The following is a 20,459-nucleotide window of genomic DNA, read 5'->3' as shown; positions in this document are numbered from 1 at the left end:
GGCCGCCTCGACCAGGCGCACCGAGCGGCCCGCCGCCTGCAGGGCCCGGGCCGCCACCAGGCCGGAGAGGCCGCCACCCACCACCACGACATCGACAGGTTCAACCGATGGAAGAGGCATGGATCCAGTGAAACGGCCGGGCGCGAGAGCAGCATTAGCCTCGCGCAAGCCGCTGCGGGGTCGATGGGCCTGCCCTCCATGCTGGCCATGGGCCTGGGGCTCCTGGCGCTGACTCCTGGCCATGTCACCAGGATGCAGGGCCTCTGCTGGCGCACCGCCGAGCCCTTCTCAACGCCGGAACCGGTTGGCCTCGACGCCCTGGCCGTCGGGTTCCCCGCCGGCGTGCCCTTCGAGCGCCAGCGGTTCAGCATCACCGCCGTTCGCTTCGGCCCTGAGGCCAGCGGCACCAAGGCGGGCATGACGCCGGGCGAACTGCGCGCCTACGTGCGCTCCATCTTCCTGGCCGCGGGTCCGGGCGGTGGTCCGATCCGCCGCACGCTGCTGGGCCGCCCAGTGGAGGGTGACAGCTTCACCACCTCAATCCCACGGCCACGGCTCGGGGAGATCTACGCACTGCCCCTGGCCAGCGGCGAGACCGTGGTGCTGGGTTTCTCGATGCCCGTCGAGGCTCGTGCCCAGGGCGAGGCGCTGCTGACGGAGGTGGTCACAACCCTGCGGGAAGCAGACAACGGAGACCCCAGCTGCGGCGGCAGCGCCCTCAGGCTCCGATGATGGGAATAGGAGCAATGCGTCTGGACTCAGTGAGGGCGCGTGGCGCTGATGCTGTGTTCAGAACTTGCGGAGCTCCCTGCGCATCTTGAGGGGCTGATGGCCTGATTGATGCTGGTTGTAGAGCAGGACCGGCAAGAACACCAGCACCAGGGCGATCGTGGCCACGACGCCCCAGGACAGTCCTGGCCTGCCTGCTGGTGGGGCATAACGTGGTCTGGTGGCGCTGCGGCGGCGACGCCGTGATGGCCTGTTGAACGTTCCCATCGTTGGATGCTGCGGAGCTTTGGATGCTGCGGGTGGATGGTGCGGGCCCGACTTGCCGTTTCAGTCTGTCGGGGCCGGCGGCTGCCACCACTCTCGATTCAGCGATTCCGATCCGCTGATCCCAGGGCCCATCGATGCTGGGATCCTCGCTGGAGGCGGCCATCCAGGTGATATGGCAGAGCTTGCTCCGGAAACTCCAGCCACTTGATGGTGGATCCGGGCATGGTCCTCGTCGCCATGCCACTGCCGTTCAGCTCTAATCCAGGAATTCAGAACAAGGAACCCGCAGCAGGAGTGATCCGCCAGCCCGACAGGCCATCAGACCAGCCTGGCGGAAGCTCGTGAGAGCCTTGGTCACCGTGACTCTGGTCATGCCGGCGATGTCTGCCAGCTGTTGATGCGTGAGGAGCTTCTCACCGAACGTGAGCATCACCCCCTGGCTGGTCATGGTGCCGAAGCGCGTGCCGAACCAATCCAGCAACTGCAGCAGCCGGACTTCCGCAGGACGCACGCGGCTGAGCATCAACAGGATGGCCGCCTGACGCAACTGTTCTTCGAGAAACTCGCGCTCCATCGCGCTGGAGGCCTCCTCCTCTTCGACCACAACCGGCGAGAGCGTGCGCAGTTCGAGGCCGGAAAGGCCGATCAGCGCCGGGATCACCACCTCGCCGGGGCCCCAGACCCCGAGGGTGAGAGGGTCAAGCCCCGCACTCCAGCGGGCCAACCAGACATGACCCTGCTCAATCCGCCAGCAAAGGTTGGCGGGCAACCTCTCACCGGCCCGCAGGCTCAGGCGAAGACAACGACGTGACATGGAGAAGGCCATCACGGGATACGGCGAGGAGCAGAAGCAGCAAGCCTGAGGCAGTCAGCGCATCAAGAAGCGAAGATCGGCCGACAGAAGACAAAAGAGAGAGGGAGACATCGTCCCCCGAAAACATGTCGACTGCCGAAGATACTCACCATAGACACAGGGGAAATCGCGGCTGAATTAGGTCCGCAAACCTTAAGTCTTGCCTTGGCAGATGTGTCGATTTAAACCCGCAGGGTTCCAGATTGCATCCATAAGTCAGCGTGATCAACGCCTGGAGATTCCCGCCGCCTGAGGAGCAACCGCAACGGGCCAGCGGACCTGGTTGCGGGTCAGGGGTTACACCAGGGGCAATGCATCGGGTCAGCCTCCCGCCTGCCATCCCGGCGGGGCTTCAGCTCGCTGTGGCAACAGGCCGAACAGCCCCAGCGCTCCTGCGCCATCAGCGGCGTGGCAGTTCCGCAGCAACGGCACGGCAGGCCTGCCACAGCCTCGGTTCGTCCCCAGCCCGGTGATTCACAAGCCGGACACAGCTGACGGATCCGTCGCACCAGTTGGAAGCCCAGTCGGCGGATGCTTGCCATCCGGGTGGGATTGCAATGGGCTCGCATATCGGTTTCGAGCAGCACCTCGCCATTGGAGGACGCTGCAGCACAGTGGGCCAACGCGACCTCCAGGTCAGCGATGGTGCGGATGGCCTTGATGCAGCGGCCGCTGGGGTCGTGCTGGGCTGGGCGAGCGATCAGGGCATGGCTGGGGAAACGCACCTGCTGCAACCAGGTGCTGAAGCCAGTGCTGTTGAGGTCCGACGGCCCCACCATGCGGCTGGAAAAGGTGGTGCGCATCTCCAGGCGCCGTTCCACCACGGTGAGCTGACGTTCCAGATCAACGAACACCAGCACCTCCTGGCCCACAGGCAGAAAAGGCACGGCGGGATGGGGCCCGAAGCTGCCCTCACTGGCCAAACCCAGTGGCAGCCCGGTGGCGGCCAGCCCGAGTTTGGCCTTGAGGCGACAGGTGCTTACCGGATCGGCCGGACGCTCGATCTCGCCGCTGAAGGTACCGAGCTGATCGGTGTCGCAGCCGCAGACCAGCAGTACCGCCCCCAGCCCATGAAACACAGGCCTGGCCAGCACCCGCTCCTTGCCATGGAGCGTGGTGAGGCAGACCCTGCGCCCGGCATAGGGAGAGGCCGGCACCATCGTTGGTCTCAGGAAGGCTGGGGGGCAGGCACCGGCTTGGCACCGATCACCAGGCGCAGCAGGATCGGTGCCAGGAAGGTGGTGCCGATCACCATCAACAGGATCGCAGCCTCCAGGGCTGGGGTGAGGATGCCGGCCTGGGTGCCGAGCCCCAGAAAGATCAGGCCAACTTCGCCACGGGGCATCATGCCGAGCCCCACCACCAGACGGTTGCTGGGTTCTTTGCTGATGTAGCTCCAGCCCGCCGCCACCTTGCCCACCACGGCCACCACCAGCAGAAAGACGGCCACGATCAGCCCTTCACGGTTGGCTGGGTCGAACGGATTCAGCACCGACAGATCCATACCGGTGCCGATCAGCACAAAGAACACGGTGGCAAACAGGGCCACCAGAGGTTTGACGGCCGCGTCGATGTCGTGAGTGTGCTTTGAGGCGCTGAGGATCAGACCCGCAGCAAAGGCGCCGAGGGCGGCTTCCAGGCCGATCGCCTGGGCTGCAAAGCAGCTGAGGGTGAGCACCACGAAGCTGGCCACGGCCACATCACCGGGAGCCTTGAGGCGATCCACGACCCAGTCGAAGACCGGCGCAGCGGTGCGGCTGAGGAAGAGGGCCGCCGCCACGAACACCAGGGCCGCAGCACAGAGCTTGAGAATCGGGCCGATGGTGAAGGCACCACCACCAGCCAGGGCCACCACCACCGCCAGGATCACGATGCCGAGGATGTCGTCCAGCACGGCCGCGCCGATGACGATCTGGCCCTCCTTGCGCTTGAGCCACTGCAACTCACCAAACACACTGGCTGTGATGCCGATCGAGGTGGCCGTCATGGCGGCTCCGGCAAACACCGCCGGGATCAGAGGCACATGGAAGAGGTAGTAGAGGCCCGCGGTACCGAGCGCAAAGGGCAACAGCACACCGGTGAGGGCCACCGTGCCGGCCTGCACCCCCACGGCCACCAGTTCATCGAGTTCGCTTTCAAGCCCCGTGAGAAACAAGAGGGCGTAGAGACCGATCTGAGACACAGCCTGCAGGCTGGGGAACGTCTCGCGATACACCGAGGTCACCGTTTCGGGGGACACATCGGCCAGGGAGCCGACCAGACCGAGCACCGCACCGCTGAGCTGGGCCTGCGTCTCCGGCGGGAGCACCAGATGCAGACCGGAGACACCGATCAACACGCCGGCAACCAGTTCGCCGAGGATGGTGGGGAGCTGCAGGCGCACCATCAGCTCGGCCATGGCGCGTGCCGCCACGAAAATCACGAGAAACCGACCAACCCCGATCAGGGTCTCGGCCACTTCAACCTGGTGGCTACCGACTTCCATCAGCAGCGCGGGCAAGGGATCCATCAAGTGTGGAAGAGGTGCCAGCTGTTTTAGGTGGGAATCGAACCATTCGGGTGGATGCAGTCGATCGGAACCCACAGGAGGCTGTGATCACCGCAATCAGCACAGGTGATCAATCGAGCCGGATCCACCGGTCATCGGTCGCCTGTTGCGATGGTGTAGATCAACAAGCCTCAGAACAGATCTGAGCGGCGTTGCCGGATCGAAGCAATCCAATTGGACGCTTGGCTTGTACTCCAACCATTCGCCCTTCCTGCCGCGATGCACGTTTCCCTCGCCGCTCTCCTGCTCACGCTCGGGAGTGGGCAGACCATTCCCATGCCTGGATTCCTTCCAGTCGCACCGCCAGCCCAGGGTGCCAGCCCATGGGTCGCCCAGAAAACCGGTGCCGCCCTCGCCCCGTCCCTGCAGGGCAAACCCGTTGTGGTCGACATCTACGCCAGCTGGTGCCCCGCCTGTCGCACGATCGAACCGACCTTGCGTTCCCTGGAAAAGCAGAAGGCCGGCAAGGCCACCTTCGTGCGATTCGATGTGTCTGATGCCGCCAAGTTGAAGGCATCGCGCGAGCGAGCCCGTGCCCTTGGCCTTGGTCCCTTCCTGGAGGCCAACCGCAGCCAGACCTCCTTGGTGGCCGTGATCAACCCAGCCACCGGCGCCACGGTGCAGACCTTCCGAGCCAGCACGGACGCGAGCGCCTACAGCGCAGCGATCAAGAAAACTCAATCGATGATCAAACCTTGAGCCGCTCGGCCGTGCGAAGAACAGGACTGGCCGTTCTGCTGCTCCTGGGAGTGGCCCCACTGGTGGTGCTGGCGATGGTGCACGGGCTCCCAGGGATCGGCACCCACCTGGATCTGGCGATCCTGTCAGCGTCACAGACCTATGCCGAGCGGTTCGAGGCCAGCCCCGCAGGCCCCACGGTTCTTCTTCCGTTCATCGCTTTTGGGGGTGGGCTGTTGGCGAGCGTGTCGCCCTGTGTGCTGGCGATGCTGCCGATGAACCTCAGTTACATCGGCACCCTCGGACCGCGCAGCCGGCTCCAGGCCATCGTCAGGGTTGGGGGGTTCGTGGCCGGCACCGTCGCGGTGTTGAGCCTGTTCGGACTGATCGCCTCCTTCGCTTCAGCCGTCGTGGTGGACCACCGCGGTCCGGTCCATCTGGGGGTGGGACTGATCATCCTGCTGATGGGCCTGAATCTGGGAGGGTGGCTGCCGCTGACCCTGCCCCGACTGCCCGAACTGCCCCCTGCCGGCGGCCCATTCCTGGTGGGCATGGGCTTTGGCCTGGTCAGTTCCCCCTGCGCCAGTCCAGTGCTGTTTTCAGTGCTCGCCGCGGCGGCGAGCACTGGCTCCACCCTGTTGTCGGTGATCACGATGATGAGCTATGCCCTGGGTTATACCGCTGTGATTGCCGTCACCAGCCTCTGGGTTGGGCTGATGACCGCCTCAAGGCGGCTGCTCAGCCATGGCGGAAGGCTCACCCGATTCAGCGCCTTGATCCTGTTGGCAGCTGGCACTTACTACATCGTCCAGGGTTGGAGCTGGACCTGGCAGAGCTGAGTCCAATCGACGCCGAAAAGAGGGGGCAGGTGAACAATCATCACCTGGCTTCAGACTTCTTCCGTGGTGCAACCACCCGGCAGGGCGGCGGAGGCAGTAGCAGTGGCAGGGAGCGAGCTGGGAGCCAGAAACAAGGCCTTGATCGTGGCCGCGATGGGTACAGCCGTGATCACACCATAGAAATCCGCCAGGGTGGCACCCACCATCACCGAAAAGAGGATCACGATCGGATTGAGGCCGGTGAGCTTTCCCAGCAGCCGGGGCGGAAGGATGTTCTCAATCACCTGATCCAACAGAATCAGCACGGAGAACACTCTCACACCAAGCCAGAAGCTCTTGAACAGAAACAGGACGCTGACCAACAGAATGCCAAGGATGGCGCCAAACGGAATGAATCCCATCAGACCGATGACGCAACCCGAAAGGATCGGGAACGGTGCCTGCAGCACAACCAAAGCTGGCGTCAGCGCACAGACCAGCACGATGGCCAGCACCAGCTGGTTGAAGATATAGCTGTTGAAGTTACGCCGAAGCACGCTGAGAACCTGCAGGCCACGGTCACCCGGCAACCAGGAGACCAGGCAGTTCCGGACCAGCTCACCTCCATAGATCAGGAAGAAAATGATCAGCACGAGCAGGAAAAACAGGCTGAAGAAGCTGCCAAGCGATCCGGAGATGAAGCCGGGAATTCCAAGCAGCACACTTTCGATCTGATCTTTCACGTTGGCGGCCACTCCTTCAATGATCACGCTGGCATCAAGCGGCAGGCCCGCCTCGTTGGCCCTGCCGCTCAGCAGCACCAACTTGCCGACGCTGGAATCGATCCACTCCGGTAACGCCTGGGTGAACCCGATGAAGCGGAGCAACAGCAAGGGGATCACGGTGGCGCTGGCCAGCACCGCGCCACCGATGAACAGCAGGAACACCGCACCAATCGCCCAGCCCCTCTGCAGGCCCAGGCGCCTTTGCAGCAACCGCACCGGGAGGTTGAGAATCAGGGCGATCACCCCCGCCAGGATGAAGGTGGAGGCAACTCCCTCGAAGGCGCGATACAGCGAGCTGAACACCCAGAGGTTCAGAACGACCACAGGAAAGCCGAGGCCCAGCACCAGCGAGCGAGGCAAGGGAGAAGGCAGGTTCATGGGGCCAGGCAGCTAGGCCAACCCTTGCATGGATGGTCGCGCTGTCCAAGGGGTGGCTCTCGGGGTCACCGGATCATGTTGCATCCCTTCCACTTGGATCAGGGCTTCAGCGCATCAGCGCCAAAGGTTGCATTGAAGCGACGACATCAGATCGCGACAGAGGCATCGCCATGGAGATTGATCGCGCCTGAAATGGCATCACTCTGTGCTCCGCTGTAGTGATTCAAAGGCGCCAGAACCGCGTTGTCTCGATCGTTGATCGGAAAAGCCGGGGGCCGGCTGGAACCAATCACATCCTGGGATCGGTGAAAAACCACGACCAGATCAGGACCCGAGATTGAGGTCGAAAAGACTGGATCCAATTCAAGGAAACGCCGTTGACCACGGCACGCCTGCAGTGCCCTGGGTCCGTCGTGGCGACAACAGAATCGTTCCTGGAGATTCCGATCACCGGAGGGCCAACCGCAACGGGCTTCTTGATGCGACAGCAAGAGCCCCAGCAGGCCCGCAGGGCTCTCAGCCCCGGAGACGCCTGGCTCCCAGCAGGGTGAAACCGACCAGAGCGGCTTCCGCTCCCCAGAGCAGCAGAACGACGACGAGCGAGATGAGGCAGTCAAGCGGCGTCTTGACGCTGCAGTACAGGAGCGCCCACAACGTGGTGGATCCCAGGATCACAACAGTCGCCAGACCGCCCGCCACTACCACCCCGAAGAGCAGGATGCGCAAGACCCTGCGGCATGCCGCATAGTGATCACAACCCATCAGCGCCGTGGAGCCTCCGCTGAAGCGGAAACGAGCAGATTTCAGCGCGCCGCACTTACATCACTGCGCTGGCATCAACGACCGGAGCAGCACCCGGATCCAGCTGGCTCGGCCCTTCCGTGACCGGGGCTCTCCCTGCAGCCAATCGGTTACCCTCTGCGCCTGCCCGGACTCCGCTTCGGCTCTGTGGCATGGGCAGCACTGCTGGGCCTGCTGGCCTGGCCACGCAGCCACCTCGGCGCTACAGGCGACGGCGTGGGGTCGTTGGCGATCCTTCCCCTGGTCCTCGCCGCATTCGCGGCGGCGGGCTCAATAGGGTCCTGCGTAGGTTGGCCCGGGCCTCGATTGTGTGCTGCCTGCTGCTGCTGCTCGCCTACCTGGGCGGCGGAATCGGCGTCGACATCCCGCTGGCTCTGCTCCTGGGCTCCTTGGCTGATCTGGCGCTCACCAGCATCTCTCTGGTCATCGGAGCCATCGCCATCGCCCGATCAGCCGCAGCCTTCAGGATCCAGGTTCAGGCGCAGTTGCTGATCGGTGGATGGCTGGCGCGACGAGCCACCACCCCGCCGCCCGCCGCTGGCTGCCAGGCCGGAGCGGCGGGAGCCATGCCGGTGCTGGACCGCATCGGCAAGTTCCGCAAAGCCCTGCTCCTGACGCAGGGCCCAGAGTCTCTCGCGAGCCTCCCGAGCAGCGACGGCGGGGTCCACGATCGGCAGCGGGTAATCCACGCCCAGCACACAGCCGACGCGCAGCTGGGTGGTGGCCGCCATCGTCCACGGCTGATGCCGATGCACCGGCGGCACCCGATCCAGTTCCGGTACCCACTGGCAGATGAAGTCGCCGTTGGGGTCATGGTCCTGACCCTGCTTGATCGGGTTGTAGATCCGGATCGTGTTGATGCCCGTGGTACCCGACTGCATCTGACACTGGCTCCAGTGAATGCCCGGTTCGTAGTCGACGAACAGGCGCGCCAGCCGCATCCCACTCTCGCGCCAGGGCAACCAGAGGTGATAACTGGCCACCGACATCAGCATCGCCCGCATGCGGAAGTTGATCCAGCCGGTGGCGATCAGGGCCCGCATGCAGGCATCCACGAACGGCAAGCCGGTGCGCCCTTCAGCCCAGGCCTCCAGGCGCTCGGGATCGCTGCTGCGCAGACCGGCGGTGAGCGGATGGAGCTCGCAGAACTCAAGATCCGGCTGGCTTTCCAGCTTCTGGATGAAGTGGCAGTGCCAGTGCAGCCGCTCCTCGAAGCCCAGCCGCCGGCCCGGATATCGGCGGTTCGCCTGCACCACCTCCCGCAGCGACACAGTGCCCCAGGCCAGATGGGGGGAGAGCCGGGAGCAGCTGCGGAAGGCCGTGCGCGGGCTGGAGAGCTCGCGGTGATAACGGGCGCCGCGCTCGCTCAGGAAGCTCTCGAGAACGACCAGCCCCTCCTGCCGGCCTCCAAGCTGCCGGCCTGGGCAGGGATCGGGTGCCAGTCCCAGATCGGAGGCCGAGGGAATCGGGCCGGGGTCGAGATCGCCCAGGGGCTGCAGTGCCTCCGGTGCAGGGCTGAGCAAGCCGGCCATGCGCTCCTCCCAGCGGCGCGCCCAGCCGTTGCGGCTGCGCAGGCGACGGATCACCCCGGTCTGGGGACTCTCGGTCCAGGTGATGCCATGGTGGCGCGCCCAGAGGGCCACACGCCTGTCGCGGTCGTAGGTCCAGCCGTTGCCGGTTTCCTCATGGCTCCAGAGGCCCGCGACGCCGAAGTGCCGCCGGGCTCGCTCCAGTACCGCCTCCACCCTGCCGGTCCGCACCACAAGCGGCTGGCCGAGCTCCGCCAGGGCCCGCCGAAGGTCCTCCAGGCTCTCGGAGCAGAAGGCCCACTGCCGAGCCGAGGCATCGGGCTGCTGCCACAGCTCAGGCTCCACCACCACCAGGGGCAGCACGGGCCCAAGCCGACTGGCCTGCAACAGCGGCTGGTGGTCCACCACCCGCAGGTCCCGCTTGAACCAGACGATCTGCACCGGGCCCATGGCCGCGACCCTAGAAGGCACGCGGCCGGGCGCGGCTGGCTCTGGCGCCCCGTAGACCGCCTGGAATCGCGACACATTCCGGCTGCTCTGGCCTGAAGTGATCTCCGCGCCGATCGAGGTACCGCTTCAGACGGATGGAAGGGGCCATGTGAACGGCTTCGTCAATGACGGCTACGCCTTCCGGTGTGTGGGGGTCTGGTTCACCCAGTGGCGCAGGACGGATCCCCGTATCGCCGGGCACCCGCAGAAAACGGTGATCGGTCCAAGGATGGAGTTGGAAAACAGAGATATCCCCGTCATGCGCGAGATCGTGTTTCGCGTGATCAGCGAGCGACCAGGCCACCTGGAGGCCAGGGCCGAACATCAGCCCATCACCATCACCGCCCCCTCCCTCGAAGAACTGCACCATGAGGCCCGCGAGGCCCTGATTGAGCACCTGGGCCCCATCCACGTGGCCTATCGCGCCCGCATCCGCCGCCCCGAGGCCGACCCCCAGGCCGTTCGCCACGCCATCCGGGGCCTCGGCCATCGGCCTGTCCCCTGCTGCTGACCCCCTTGCCTGATGCCGCTCCCAAATCCAGCGACGACGTTCTGCACGTCTGGTTTGAGGAGACCGAGCCGCGCCAGTGGTTCAGCAAGGATCCTGCCTTCGATCGGTGGCTGCGGGATCGTTTCATCGTCCTGACCCGCCTGGCCGTCGCCGCTGAGCTGACCTCCTGGGGGGAGGCTCCCTCAAGCGGCCTGGCCCTGGCGCTGCTGCTGGATCAGTTCCCCCGTCAGATCTGGCGCGACACCGCCATGGCCTTCGCGGGGGATGCCCAGGCCCTCGCCCTCAGCCTGGCGGCGATGGAACGTGGCTGGATCGAGGCCGAAGCCGATCAGGCCCGACGCCAGTTCTGGCTGATGCCGCGGATGCACAGCGAAGACCTGGCCATCCAGGACGCGGCGATCCCCCTCTTCGAGCGGTTCACCGATCCCCGCACCACCGCCTTCGCCGCCCGCCACCGCGACGTGATCGCCCGCTTCGGTCGTTTCCCGCACCGCAATGCCATTCTCGGCCGGGTGTGCACCGCTGAGGAACTGGCCTTCCTGCAGACCCCCGGCTCAGGCTTCTGAGCCCTGCAGCCCTGCGGCACCACGTCCTGACAGTGCCGGTGCGCGTGGCTACAGCAGGAACAGTGAGGTCTGGATTCATGCACACTAACACCCCCAATGCACCATCCAGCCATGCGGCTCGCCATGACGGGATGGAGAGCGGGCACACCAGCGATCCCTACCTACAGCGCCACAAGCCGTCCGAACCCAGCACCTGTCCGGATTGCCAGGCCAGCTATCACGACGGTCGCTGGAGCTGGGACGCACCCCAGCCCGGTGCTGCCACCCACCGTTGCCCGGCCTGCGAGCGCATCAGGGATCAGGCGCCAGGAGGTGAACTCAGTCTCTCCGGCGGCTTCCTGGCGGCGCACGCCGAGGAGGTGATGCGGCTGGTCAACAACACCGAGCTGCACATCCGCCAGGAGCATCCGCTGGAGCGCCTGATCGACACCAGCGGCGATCCGGCCAGTGGTGAAGTGCTGCTGCGCTTCACCGGCATCCACGCCACCCATGGGGTGGCGGAGGCCCTGGTGCATGCCTTCTCGGGAGCACTGGACGCGCCCTACCCGGAGGCCGGCGCCCCGATGCGCGCCCGTTGGCAGCGCGATTGAGGGGTGCTCCACACAGACAAGGCTGTCTGTTCGAGGGGTCACAGTGGTCTGCGGTGGCTCAGCATCCTCCGGATGCCCTTTCTCTGTGAGCCCCCCAGGTCTGGAAGCCGTCCTGGCTTGAGGCTTTACAGCCCCTCAAAACGCACGTTGAGATTCAGCTTGCCCGGACCGATCGCGGTGGACTGCAGCACCAGAGCGGCTGCTTTGCCGTCGGGGGTTCCATCAACCTTGGTGCCGCTGGGCGGATCCATCACCAGGTTGAAGCCCCAGGCACCGCTCACGGTGTTGATCGTGCGTTCGGTGTAGCCCTGCTGGGTCAACGCGGCCTTCACTTTGGCCAGCAGCTGCTCAGGCGCCCCACCCAGCTGCGTGTTGAGGCTGGTCTGGCCGATCGCGTTGGCCGCGAACAGGGAAGGAGCTGGCTTGGGAAGCGGCAGCTTCAGTTCCTTGAGCAGGGCCGCTGCCGGTGCAGCCAAGGCGGCTGAGGCACTGATCATGAGCAGCGCCATGGTCGCCACGGGAGTCCAGACGAAACGCATCGGTGGGCACCACAGGGGTATCAGGAGGCTAGGTCCCCCCCTGAGTCAGCACTCACCCCTCCAGGGCACGGCCCAGTTCCTGCCTGGCTGCCGCCAAAGCCTCCTCCAGGGCCGATCCATCCCGACCGCCTGCCTGGGCCAGGTTCGGCCGGCCCCCGCCACCTCCGCCGCATCGCCTGGCCACGCCACCGATGAACCTGCCGGCCTGCTGCCCCTGGGCGATCACCGCCGGGCCAAAAGCTGCCACCAGAACCACCTTGCCCAAATCGGACGGATCGGGCAGCCCCCCCAGCACAACGGCAGCACCCGGGCCCAGGTGATCCGCAAGCTGTTGGGCAGAGCTCTGCAGACCCCCTCCTTCCACGCCATCCAGGCGCGCCACCAGCAGCTGGAAGGGGTGGCCGTCGCGGGCCACCCCAACCGCCACCGCCTGCCCCGCCAGCGCCGCTGATTTCGCCAGGGCCAGCTCCTGGCGTGCAGCCGCCAGGGCCTTGGTCACGCCCTTCAGCTCCTCCTGCAGGGCACTGACCCGCTCGACGATCTCGCCGGGCTGGGCTTTGAAGCGATCCCCCAGGGCCTTCACCACCGCCTCCCGCTCCTGCAGGTAGGCCAGCACCGCCGGCCCCGCCACCGCCTCGATGCGGCGAATGCCGGCCGCCACCCCGGACTCGGCCACGATCTTGAACAGGCCGATCTCGGCGGTGTTGGCCACATGGGTGCCACCGCACAGCTCCATCGACACACCGGGCACATCCACCACCCGCACCACAGCGGCGTACTTCTCCCCGAACATCGCCACGGCACCGGCGGCCCTGGCCCTCTCGATGTCCATCTCCTGCACCTCGAGAGTGTGGGCATCGGCGATCCAGCCGTTGATCAGCGCCTCGATCTGCTCCAGCTCCGCGGAGGTCACCGCCCGGGGGCAGTGAAAATCGAAGCGCAGCCGATCGAAGTCGACCAGGGAACCGGCCTGGGCAATGCCGGGATCGACCACCTGTTTGAGGGCCGCCTGCAGCAGATGGGTGGCGGTGTGGTTCGCCTGGGCTCGGCGGCGGCAGGCGCGATCCACCTGGGCCGTCACCAGATCGCCGATCGCCAGGCTGCCCCGCTCGATGCGGCCCTGATGCACGAACACGCTGCGGTTGCGCGACACCCCATCGATCTGCACGATCAGGCCCGCCCCATCGGCACCGCCGCCCAGGAGCAGGCCGCGGTCGCCCACCTGGCCGCCGCCCTCGCCATAGAACGGCGTGGTATCGAGCACCAGCTGCACGCTGTCGCCCGCCACGGCCCGCTCGGCCGGCTCGCCGTTCACCACCAGGGCCAGCACGCAGCTGGGGTGCTCCAGGGCCTCATAGCCCTGGAAGGCCGTGGCTTCCAGCTCCGCCGCCATCTGCTCAATGGCACCCTGCAGGGTGAGATCCAGGCTCACCGCCGCGGCCTTGGCCCGCTGGCGCTGCTGCTCCATCGCCGCCTCGAAGCCGGCCAGATCCACCGTGATCCCGTGCTCCTCGGCGATCTCCTCGGTGAGTTCCAGGGGGAAGCCGTAGGTGTCGTAGAGCTCGAAGGCCTGCTCGCCACTGATCTGCTTGGGCCTGGCGGCGAGCACCTCGGCCAGCAGCTTCTCGCCCCGCTCCAGGGTTTCCAGAAAGCGGGCCTCCTCGCGGGCCAGTTCAGCCAGGATCACCTGGCGCCGCTCCTGCAGCTGGGGGTAGGCCGTCTCCATCAGGGCGATCGACGCCTCGCCCATGCGGGCCAGAAACGGCTGATCGATGCCCACCAGCCGGCCATGGCGCACCACGCGGCGCAGCAACCGCCGCAGGATGTAGCCGCGGCCCAGGTTGCTGGCGGTGACGCCATCACCGATCAACTGGGTGATGGCACGGCTGTGGTCGCCGATCACCTTCAGGCTCGTCTGGCCCTTCGTGTCTAGGGCGCGGTAATCGACCCCGGCCAGGCCGGCGGCCGTCTCGATCAGGGGATAGATGAGGTCGGTTTCGTAGTTATTGGCAACCCCCTGCAGGATCTGGGCCATGCGCTCCAGGCCCAGGCCGGTGTCGATGCTGCGGTTGGCCAGCGGCGTGAGGCTGCCCTCCGCGTCGCGGTTGTACTGCATGAACACCAGGTTGTAGAACTCGATGAAGCGGCTGTCGTCTTCGAGGTCGATGCCGTCGTCACCCAGTTCAGGCTTGAAGTCGTAGTAGATCTCCGAGCAGGGGCCGCAGGGGCCGGTGGGGCCGGAGGCCCAGAAGTTGTCGGCCTCATCCATGCGGATGATCCGCTTCGGGTTCACCCCCACCACGTCGCGCCAGATCGCCTCGGCTTCGTCGTCGTCGCGGAAGACGCTCACCACCAGGTTCCGCGGCGAGAGACCGAACACCTGGGTGGAGAGCTCCCAGGCCCACTGGATCGCCTCCGGCTTGAAGTAATCGCCGAAGGAGAAGTTGCCAAGCATCTCGAAGAAGGTGTGGTGCCGCGCCGTGCGGCCCACGTTCTCGATGTCGTTGGTGCGGATGCACTTCTGGCTGCTGGTGGCCCGTGGAGCCGGCCGTTCCACCTGGCCGAGAAACACCGGCTTGAACGGCAGCATGCCGGCGATGGTGAGCAGCACCGTGGGATCGTCTGGAATCAGCGAGGCGCTGGCCGTGCGCTGATGCCCGCGCTGCTCGTAGAAGTCCAGAAAGGCCGCCCGGATCTCTGCGCCGCTGCGGGGCCGTCCGGTGGAGGATCCGCTGGCAGCGGAACGGTCGGAGGCGGCGGCCATGGCCCTGCGATGCGAAGGAACGCTGAACAAGGCATGATCGCCCAGCGCAGGTCATCGCTTCCTTGCCGTTGTCCCTGGCCACCTCTGGCAGTCGTTCACAGCTGCGGCTGCAGTCGCTCGGCTGGGCCCTGCTGTCGGCCGGCAGCGCCGCTGCGCTGGGATTGCCGTTCGGCCTGGAACCGGCCCTGCGATCGGCCGGCTGTGGCTTCTTCTATGGCCTGCTCGCCTTCCATCTGCAGCGGGTCGATCCCGACGACTCCCACCTGCAGGCCGGCCTGGTGGGGGCGGTGTGCGGCATCCGCAGCCTGGGCGCCGCCCTGCCCCTGAGCCACTCCCTGCCGGAGGCGATCGCGGCCGTCAGCCAGGGGCAACTGGGGGCCGTACTGCCATCGATGATGATGGAGGTGATCCGTGGGTGGTTGCCGCTCTGGCTGCCACTGGTGGGCAGTGCCCTGCTGCTGCGCGGACTCCAACGTCTCCTGCCCGCTCTGCGGCCCTGATCTGCGGCACGGCCGTCTCTCCCTGCCATGAGCCTGCTGCACGCCACCTGGCTGTTTCCCCTGGAGGGATCCCCTGTTCCCCCTGGAGTTCCGACCCGGGGACGGCTGCTGCTCTGGGCCGATACCTGGCGCGTGGCCAAGGCTGTCCAACCCGCCGCTGAAGCCCCCGAACACCCGCTCACCCTCAACTGGGACGACCTGGCCACCTGGCTGCAGGACAACGACTTCTGGTCCGAAGCGGTCCGGCCGGCCAGCGCCACCCTCACCTTGCCGAGCCGGCGCCAGGGGGCCCGCGGCCGCCGCAAGAGCGAGGAGGAGGGCTGGAGCGGGCTGCCGCTGCAAGCCGGCGAACCGATTCCGAAGCAGGTGGAGTGGTGGCCCTGGCAGGTGGAGGGTCTGGCCCTCGATGCCACCGCCGCCGCCGAGTGGCTCAGTGCCCTGCCGCTGTCGGGCCAGCATCCCGAAATGGCCGATGAACTGCGCTGGTGGAGCCACCTGCAGCGCTGGTCGCTCAGCCTGATCGCCCGTGGCCGCTGGCTGCCCCAGGTGGAGGGCGACATGGCGCGCTGGCTGCCCCTGCTCAACCGCGAGGACGACCGGCGCCGCCTCGAGGAACTGGCCAGCCGTCTGCCGCAGGTGGCCACCTGTGCCATGGCGGACACGGCCCTGGCCTGTCGCCGGCCCGGCAGTGGGCGCCTGCGGGTGGCCAGCCTGCTGGAGGCCCTGCTCGATGGGCAGCTGCGCAGCGGCTTCACCCCCGCCAGCGACGGGCTGGATCCGCTGCTGCTGGCCTGGCAGAAGGCCCTGGGCCCGGGCAGCGGCGCCGTGGACCTCGACGGCGAAGCCATCGAGCGCCTCGAGGTGGCCACCCACCACTGGCGCGAAGCCGTGGCCGGCCAGGTGGCACCGGCCCGGGCCTGCCTGGAACTGTTCACCCCGGCGGAGGGAGAGGAGCTCTGGGAGCTGCGCTTCTCCCTGCAGGCGGAGGTGGATCCAAGCCTCCGATTGCCTGCCGGCGCGGTCTGGGCCGCTGGCGACCGCCCCCTGCAGCTGGGTGAGATCCCGGTACCACAACCCGGCGAGCTGCTGCTGGAGGGGCTAGGCCGCGCCCTGCAGGTGTTTGATCCAATCGAACGGGGTCTGGATGAGGCCACCCCCGAAACGATGCAGCTCACCCCGGCGGAAGCCTTCGTGCTGGTGCGCACCGCCGCCGACCGCCTGCGGGACGTGGGGGTGGGGGTGGTGCTGCCGGCCAGCCTCAGCGGTGGCCTCGCCAGCCGGCTGGGCCTCTCGATCGAGGCGGAGCTGCCCGGCAAATCGCGGGGCTTCACCCTCGGCGAGGGGCTCGAATGGAAGTGGGAGCTGATGATCGGCGGTGTCACGCTCGGCCTGAGGGATCTGGAGCGCCTCACGGCCAAGCGCAGCCCGCTGGTGCAGCACAAGGGCGCCTGGATCGAACTGCGCCCCAGCGACCTCAGGAATGCCGAACGCTTCTGCGCCGCGGATCCGGCCCTCAGCCTCGACGACGCCCTGCGCCTCACCGCCACGGATGGCGACACGCTGATGCGGCTGCCGGTGCACCGCTTCGAGCCGGGCCCACGGCTGAAGGCGGTGCTGGAGCAGTACCACCAGCAGAAGGCGCCGGACCCGCTGCCGGCGCCGGAGGGCTTCGCCGGTCAGCTGCGGCCGTACCAGGAACGGGGCCTGGGCTGGCTCGCCTTCCTGCATCGCTTCGATCAGGGCGCCTGCCTGGCGGACGACATGGGTCTGGGCAAGACCATCCAGCTGCTGGCCTTCCTGCAGCACCTCAAGGCGGAACAGGAGCTGAAGCGGCCCGTGCTGCTGGTGGCACCCACCTCGGTGCTGACCAACTGGAAACGGGAGGCCGCCGCCTTCACCCCGGAACTGGAGGTGCGGGAGCACTACGGCCCGCGCCGCCCCTCCAGCCCAGCGGCCCTGAAGAAGGCCCTGCAGGGCGTCGATCTGGTGCTCACCAGCTACGGGCTGCTGCAACGCGACAGCGAGCTGCTGGAGACCCTCGACTGGCAGGGCATGGTGATCGATGAGGCCCAGGCGATCAAGAATCCAAACGCCAAACAGAGCCAGGCGGCCCGCGATCTGGCCCGTCCGGGCAAGATGGGTCGCTTCCGCATCGCCCTCACCGGCACTCCGGTGGAAAACCGCGTCAGCGAGCTCTGGGCCCTGATGGATTTTCTCAACCCCCTGGTGCTGGGGGAGGAGGCCTTCTTCCGCCAGCGCTACCGGCTGCCGATCGAGCGTTATGGCGACATGGCCTCCCTGCGGGACCTGAAGGCACGCGTGGGGCCATTCATCCTGCGGCGCCTCAAGACCGACAAGTCGATCATTTCGGACCTGCCGGAGAAGGTGGAGCTGAACGAATGGGTGGGGCTGAGCAGCGAGCAGGCGAAGCTTTACCGCAAAACGGTGGACGACAGCCTCGAGGCGATCGCCCGCGCCCCCCTGGGCCAGAAGCACGGCCAGGTGCTGGCGCTGCTCACCCGCTTGAAGCAGATCTGCAACCACCCCGCCCTGGCCCTCAAGGAAGAGGGGGTCGACGGGCAGTTCGCAAGCCGCAGCGGCAAGGTGCAACGGCTGGAGGAGATTCTCGAGGAGGTGATCGAAGCCGGCGACCGCGCCCTGCTGTTCACCCAGTTCGCCGAATGGGGTCATCTGCTGCAGGCCCATCTGGAGCGGAAGTGGCGCCAGGATGTGCCCTTCCTCTATGGCAACACCAGCAAGGCGGAGCGCCAGGCGATGGTGGATCGCTTCCAGGAGGATCCCCGCGGACCGCAGCTGTTCCTGCTCTCCCTCAAGGCTGGCGGCGTGGGGCTCAACCTCACCCGCGCCAGCCACGTGTTTCATATTGATCGCTGGTGGAATCCCGCCGTGGAGAACCAGGCCACAGACCGCGCCTACCGCATCGGACAGCAGAATCGGGTGCTGGTGCACAAGTTCATCACCAGCGGCTCGGTGGAGGAAAAGATCGACCGCATGATCCGCGAGAAATCAAAAATGGCCGAGGAGATCGTGGGCTCCGGCGAAGACTGGCTCGGCGGCCTGGAGGTGGGACAGCTGCGCGAACTGGTGGCCCTGAGCGACGACGTCTGAGCCAGTACTCTCAACCGGCCACCCGCGCGATCATGGCCCGGTGGCGCGGCGAGCAGACGGAGCTGACGACCTCATCAAAACCGGCCTCGCGCAGTTCCTGTTCCAGGTCGAGCGCGAAATAGGCGTCCATGTAGGGCTCGGTGCTCTTGAGCAAGGTCATCACGAAAGCCGGCATGGTCTTGTAGGCGCCGCTGGCCGGATTCATGTCCATCAGCGCGAAGCTGCCACCGGGCCCCAGCAGCCGGCGTACTTCCCGGAAGATTCGCCGCGTGGCGCCCTGCGGCATCTCGTGGAACAGCAGAAAGGCCGAGACCAGATCGGCGCTGCGCTCCGCCAGCCCGGTGGCTTCCGGCAGGGCATGGATCCAGCGGGTCACCTTGGAGCCGCGTCGGGCGGCGTTGTAGGCGGCCAGGCTGAGGTAGTGGGGCGAGAAGTCGAGGCCAGTCACTTCTGCCGCCGGAAACGCCTGCTCCAGAGCGAAGCTGCTCAACCCGACGGTGGCATGCAGATCGAGGATGCGGGCCGGCGGCTGGGGGAGCTGGCTCAGCAGGACGGCGTGATAGCCCTCTCTCAGCGCCCGATCACTGGCGGGCCCGGCCTCTGGATAGAGGCTGGAGTGCACGGCATTGGAGGCCACCTCGAACTCGTAGGCCGCCTCCCAGCAGAGGTGGCCGGCGTCGTAGCCGTGAAACGAGGCGGTGTAGTTGGCGGGGTATGCGAGATCGTCGCGCTGGATCGACTGCCAAAGCGGCTGCCAGTCCTGCTGGCTCAACTCAGCCACGGTTTCCCGCCAGGGGATGCCGAGGCGCTCGGCCCGCTGGATCATCATCCGCCGCGCCTGCCCCTTGGCCAGAGCCCAGAGGGGCTTCACAGCTAGGGCCTGGCCCACCAGACGACTGGTGAGATCCGGCCTGCGGTCTTCGGTGGCGACACGCATGGGCAAGGGGATGGGCACGGATCCAGAACCTACCGCCCGCAATCAACCCTCCCACCAGTGGCCAGGCCAGCCAGCTCAGCGATCAGCAGGCCTGATCAACGCTTGGCAGGTGCGTCTGACCGAGCTAGCCAGTAGCAGGGAGCCAGGGGGAGTGATGGAGGAGAAACCAGTGACGCCCCACGCCGCCCCGATGCTCGACGAGGAGGGCCGTCTCACCTACATCGGCAACGACGGGCGGCGCTACGTGGTGCTCGGCTTTCCGCCCGACATTGACGACGCCACCACCGAACGGGTGATGGAATCCCTCCGAGGCAGCAGCGGCTTGTTCAACCGCATTGAACGACTGTGCCAATCCTGGCTGGCCCAGGTGAGCAGCCAGGATCTGCCAGAGCATGAAGCTCTGGTCCTGCTGCTCACCACGCTGGAAACCAGTCTGGAGGATGCCCTAGACGAGCCAGACGACGATCCTGACGGGTCTGCAAGCCCAGGTTGAGCCTGGTCAAGCCAGCGACAACACAGCAGCGTCCTCCAGGGTCGAACGCCCCCGCCGGCGGCCGAGGGGTTCGATCCAGTCTTCCCGGATGCTGTCGTGGTGCAGCTTGAACTGGGGCAGACGGCAGCCCAACTGAATGGTGCCGTCATCGAGCAGACGACCCAGTCGTAGAGCGGTGGCTTCCTCTACACGAGAGAAGGTGCTCTGCCGCGCGGTGACCCACGACAACTCTGACGGCGTGATCACGCCACTGGCGAGGGCCTCCAGGAACAGCTCCCCGAGAATCATGAGAGGAACGTAACAAGCTGGAAACATTCTGCCGCCTTCAGGGGCGCTCCGTGGCCCATCGTTGCCAGGAGAGAAACCGGAAAAACCAACCGCTGCCCTCGGGCAACCAAGGCAATCAAGCGTCCAGGCGGAGTCCACAACCCAGGCACACGAAAACGCCCCCGATCGCAGCCTTCAGGCTGCCATCGGAGGCGTCGTCGTGGAGCAAAGTTTGACCTGGCATCGAGCTATTTTCGCAGGAGGCTACCCTCCAACTATCGTTGCCGC

General features: G+C 66.5%; 22 protein-coding genes. 9 read left to right on the top strand and 13 right to left on the bottom strand.

Features of this window, described 5'->3' with window-relative positions; all coding sequences use genetic code 11:
• Positions 1 to 120, bottom strand: a 120-nt coding sequence (locus tag VB777_RS09200) for an NAD(P)-binding protein (RefSeq protein ID WP_323248521.1), incomplete at its 3' end; no start/stop codon positions are given.
• 63 nt (positions 121 to 183) lie between these two features.
• On the opposite strand from VB777_RS09200, the gene VB777_RS09195 reads away from it, so the two are divergent.
• Positions 184 to 732, top strand: coding sequence for a hypothetical protein (locus VB777_RS09195; protein WP_323248518.1), 549 nt, complete (start codon positions 184 to 186; stop codon positions 730 to 732).
• A gap of 57 nt (positions 733 to 789) precedes the next feature.
• Here VB777_RS09195 and VB777_RS09190 read toward each other — a convergent pair whose 3' ends face one another.
• From VB777_RS09190 to VB777_RS09175, 4 genes are all read right to left on the bottom strand, one after another.
• Positions 790 to 996 (bottom strand): hypothetical protein, encoded by a 207-nt coding sequence (locus VB777_RS09190; RefSeq protein ID WP_323248516.1) that lies wholly within the window; start codon positions 994 to 996, stop codon positions 790 to 792.
• 256 nt (positions 997 to 1,252) lie between these two features.
• A complete protein-coding gene (locus VB777_RS09185; RefSeq protein ID WP_323248514.1) occupies positions 1,253 to 1,810 on the bottom strand; it encodes a Crp/Fnr family transcriptional regulator in 558 nt (185 codons plus the stop codon).
• A gap of 329 nt (positions 1,811 to 2,139) precedes the next feature.
• Entirely contained in the window at positions 2,140 to 3,009 is an 870-nt protein-coding gene (locus tag VB777_RS09180; protein ID WP_323248512.1) for a DUF6671 family protein, read from the bottom strand.
• A gap of 8 nt (positions 3,010 to 3,017) precedes the next feature.
• On the bottom strand, positions 3,018 to 4,358 hold the full coding sequence (locus VB777_RS09175) for a cation:proton antiporter (RefSeq protein WP_197158350.1): 1,341 nt from the start codon (positions 4,356 to 4,358) through the stop codon (positions 3,018 to 3,020).
• A 258-nt stretch (positions 4,359 to 4,616) separates the two neighbouring features.
• On the opposite strand from VB777_RS09175, the gene VB777_RS09170 reads away from it, so the two are divergent.
• Positions 4,617 to 5,096: a thioredoxin family protein gene (locus VB777_RS09170; RefSeq protein WP_323248509.1), complete on the top strand. Its 480-nt coding sequence runs from the start codon at positions 4,617 to 4,619 to the stop codon at positions 5,094 to 5,096.
• Complete coding sequence (locus tag VB777_RS09165; RefSeq protein WP_323248507.1) at positions 5,093 to 5,914, top strand: cytochrome c biogenesis protein CcdA; 822 nt, start codon at positions 5,093 to 5,095, stop codon at positions 5,912 to 5,914. The genes VB777_RS09170 and VB777_RS09165 overlap by 4 nt, the downstream gene beginning before the upstream one ends.
• Positions 5,915 to 5,964: 50 nt before the next feature.
• Here VB777_RS09165 and VB777_RS09160 read toward each other — a convergent pair whose 3' ends face one another.
• From VB777_RS09160 to VB777_RS09150, 4 genes are all read right to left on the bottom strand, one after another.
• On the bottom strand, positions 5,965 to 7,056 hold the full coding sequence (locus tag VB777_RS09160; protein WP_323248505.1) for an AI-2E family transporter: 1,092 nt from the start codon (positions 7,054 to 7,056) through the stop codon (positions 5,965 to 5,967).
• 146 nt (positions 7,057 to 7,202) lie between these two features.
• Positions 7,203 to 7,547, bottom strand: a complete 345-nt coding sequence (locus VB777_RS17395; RefSeq protein ID WP_416238331.1) for a DM13 domain-containing protein — start codon at positions 7,545 to 7,547, stop codon at positions 7,203 to 7,205.
• Positions 7,548 to 7,572: 25 nt separating this feature from the next.
• Positions 7,573 to 7,782, bottom strand: a complete 210-nt coding sequence (locus tag VB777_RS09155) for a hypothetical protein (RefSeq protein ID WP_323248503.1) — start codon at positions 7,780 to 7,782, stop codon at positions 7,573 to 7,575.
• A gap of 524 nt (positions 7,783 to 8,306) precedes the next feature.
• A complete protein-coding gene (locus tag VB777_RS09150) occupies positions 8,307 to 9,836 on the bottom strand; it encodes a deoxyribodipyrimidine photo-lyase (protein ID WP_322758149.1) in 1,530 nt (509 codons plus the stop codon).
• 97 nt (positions 9,837 to 9,933) lie between these two features.
• Between VB777_RS09150 and VB777_RS09145 the strand changes: the two genes are divergently transcribed.
• From VB777_RS09145 to VB777_RS09135, 3 genes are all read left to right on the top strand, one after another.
• Complete coding sequence (locus VB777_RS09145; RefSeq protein ID WP_323248501.1) at positions 9,934 to 10,386, top strand: hypothetical protein; 453 nt, start codon at positions 9,934 to 9,936, stop codon at positions 10,384 to 10,386.
• Between the two features lie 5 nt (positions 10,387 to 10,391).
• Positions 10,392 to 10,952 carry a DUF924 family protein gene (locus VB777_RS09140; RefSeq protein ID WP_323248499.1) on the top strand — a complete coding sequence of 187 codons (561 nt, stop codon included), beginning with the start codon at positions 10,392 to 10,394 and terminating at the stop codon, positions 10,950 to 10,952.
• A 77-nt stretch (positions 10,953 to 11,029) separates the two neighbouring features.
• Positions 11,030 to 11,542, top strand: a complete 513-nt coding sequence (locus VB777_RS09135) for a BCAM0308 family protein (protein ID WP_197158337.1) — start codon at positions 11,030 to 11,032, stop codon at positions 11,540 to 11,542.
• A 125-nt stretch (positions 11,543 to 11,667) separates the two neighbouring features.
• Here the strand turns inward: VB777_RS09135 and VB777_RS09130 are convergent, their stop codons facing one another.
• Positions 11,668 to 12,081, bottom strand: a complete 414-nt coding sequence (locus VB777_RS09130; protein WP_197158335.1) for a hypothetical protein — start codon at positions 12,079 to 12,081, stop codon at positions 11,668 to 11,670.
• Positions 12,082 to 12,133: 52 nt separating this feature from the next.
• Entirely contained in the window at positions 12,134 to 14,845 is a 2,712-nt protein-coding gene (alaS, locus tag VB777_RS09125; protein WP_323248497.1) for an alanine--tRNA ligase, read from the bottom strand.
• A gap of 62 nt (positions 14,846 to 14,907) precedes the next feature.
• Between alaS and VB777_RS09120 the strand changes: the two genes are divergently transcribed.
• A complete protein-coding gene (locus VB777_RS09120; protein ID WP_323248495.1) occupies positions 14,908 to 15,345 on the top strand; it encodes a hypothetical protein in 438 nt (145 codons plus the stop codon).
• A gap of 27 nt (positions 15,346 to 15,372) precedes the next feature.
• Positions 15,373 to 18,474, top strand: coding sequence for a DEAD/DEAH box helicase (locus VB777_RS09115; protein ID WP_323248494.1), 3,102 nt, complete (start codon positions 15,373 to 15,375; stop codon positions 18,472 to 18,474).
• Between the two features lie 10 nt (positions 18,475 to 18,484).
• Here VB777_RS09115 and VB777_RS09110 read toward each other — a convergent pair whose 3' ends face one another.
• Positions 18,485 to 19,411, bottom strand: a complete 927-nt coding sequence (locus VB777_RS09110) for a class I SAM-dependent methyltransferase (protein WP_323248492.1) — start codon at positions 19,409 to 19,411, stop codon at positions 18,485 to 18,487.
• Positions 19,412 to 19,565: 154 nt separating this feature from the next.
• Between VB777_RS09110 and VB777_RS09105 the strand changes: the two genes are divergently transcribed.
• A complete protein-coding gene (locus VB777_RS09105; protein WP_197158329.1) occupies positions 19,566 to 19,904 on the top strand; it encodes a hypothetical protein in 339 nt (112 codons plus the stop codon).
• A gap of 6 nt (positions 19,905 to 19,910) precedes the next feature.
• Here VB777_RS09105 and VB777_RS09100 read toward each other — a convergent pair whose 3' ends face one another.
• Entirely contained in the window at positions 19,911 to 20,192 is a 282-nt protein-coding gene (locus VB777_RS09100) for a hypothetical protein (RefSeq protein WP_197158327.1), read from the bottom strand.
• Positions 20,193 to 20,459 lie beyond the last annotated feature (267 nt).

It is taken from the genome of Synechococcus sp. CCY9202 (assembly GCF_034931685.1).
GTDB lineage: Bacteria > Cyanobacteriota > Cyanobacteriia > PCC-6307 > Cyanobiaceae > CBW1002.
This window is presented reverse-complemented; position numbering and strand designations above follow the sequence as displayed.

Coding starts and splice junctions, on each gene's coding strand:
- VB777_RS09195 (WP_323248518.1), top strand. CDS start 184: ATGGGCCTGCCCTCCATGCTGGCCATGGGCCTGGGGCTCCTGGCGCTG.
- VB777_RS09190 (WP_323248516.1), bottom strand. CDS start 996: ATGGGAACGTTCAACAGGCCATCACGGCGTCGCCGCCGCAGCGCCACC.
- VB777_RS09185 (WP_323248514.1), bottom strand. CDS start 1,810: ATGTCACGTCGTTGTCTTCGCCTGAGCCTGCGGGCCGGTGAGAGGTTG.
- VB777_RS09180 (WP_323248512.1), bottom strand. CDS start 3,009: ATGGTGCCGGCCTCTCCCTATGCCGGGCGCAGGGTCTGCCTCACCACG.
- VB777_RS09175 (WP_197158350.1), bottom strand. CDS start 4,358: ATGGATCCCTTGCCCGCGCTGCTGATGGAAGTCGGTAGCCACCAGGTT.
- VB777_RS09170 (WP_323248509.1), top strand. CDS start 4,617: ATGCACGTTTCCCTCGCCGCTCTCCTGCTCACGCTCGGGAGTGGGCAG.
- VB777_RS09160 (WP_323248505.1), bottom strand. CDS start 7,056: ATGAACCTGCCTTCTCCCTTGCCTCGCTCGCTGGTGCTGGGCCTCGGC.
- VB777_RS09150 (WP_322758149.1), bottom strand. CDS start 9,836: ATGGGCCCGGTGCAGATCGTCTGGTTCAAGCGGGACCTGCGGGTGGTG.
- VB777_RS09135 (WP_197158337.1), top strand. CDS start 11,030: ATGCACACTAACACCCCCAATGCACCATCCAGCCATGCGGCTCGCCAT.
- VB777_RS09130 (WP_197158335.1), bottom strand. CDS start 12,081: ATGCGTTTCGTCTGGACTCCCGTGGCGACCATGGCGCTGCTCATGATC.
- alaS (WP_323248497.1), bottom strand. CDS start 14,845: ATGGCCGCCGCCTCCGACCGTTCCGCTGCCAGCGGATCCTCCACCGGA.
- VB777_RS09115 (WP_323248494.1), top strand. CDS start 15,373: ATGAGCCTGCTGCACGCCACCTGGCTGTTTCCCCTGGAGGGATCCCCT.
- VB777_RS09110 (WP_323248492.1), bottom strand. CDS start 19,411: ATGCGTGTCGCCACCGAAGACCGCAGGCCGGATCTCACCAGTCGTCTG.
- VB777_RS09105 (WP_197158329.1), top strand. CDS start 19,566: ATGGAGGAGAAACCAGTGACGCCCCACGCCGCCCCGATGCTCGACGAG.
- VB777_RS09100 (WP_197158327.1), bottom strand. CDS start 20,192: ATGATTCTCGGGGAGCTGTTCCTGGAGGCCCTCGCCAGTGGCGTGATC.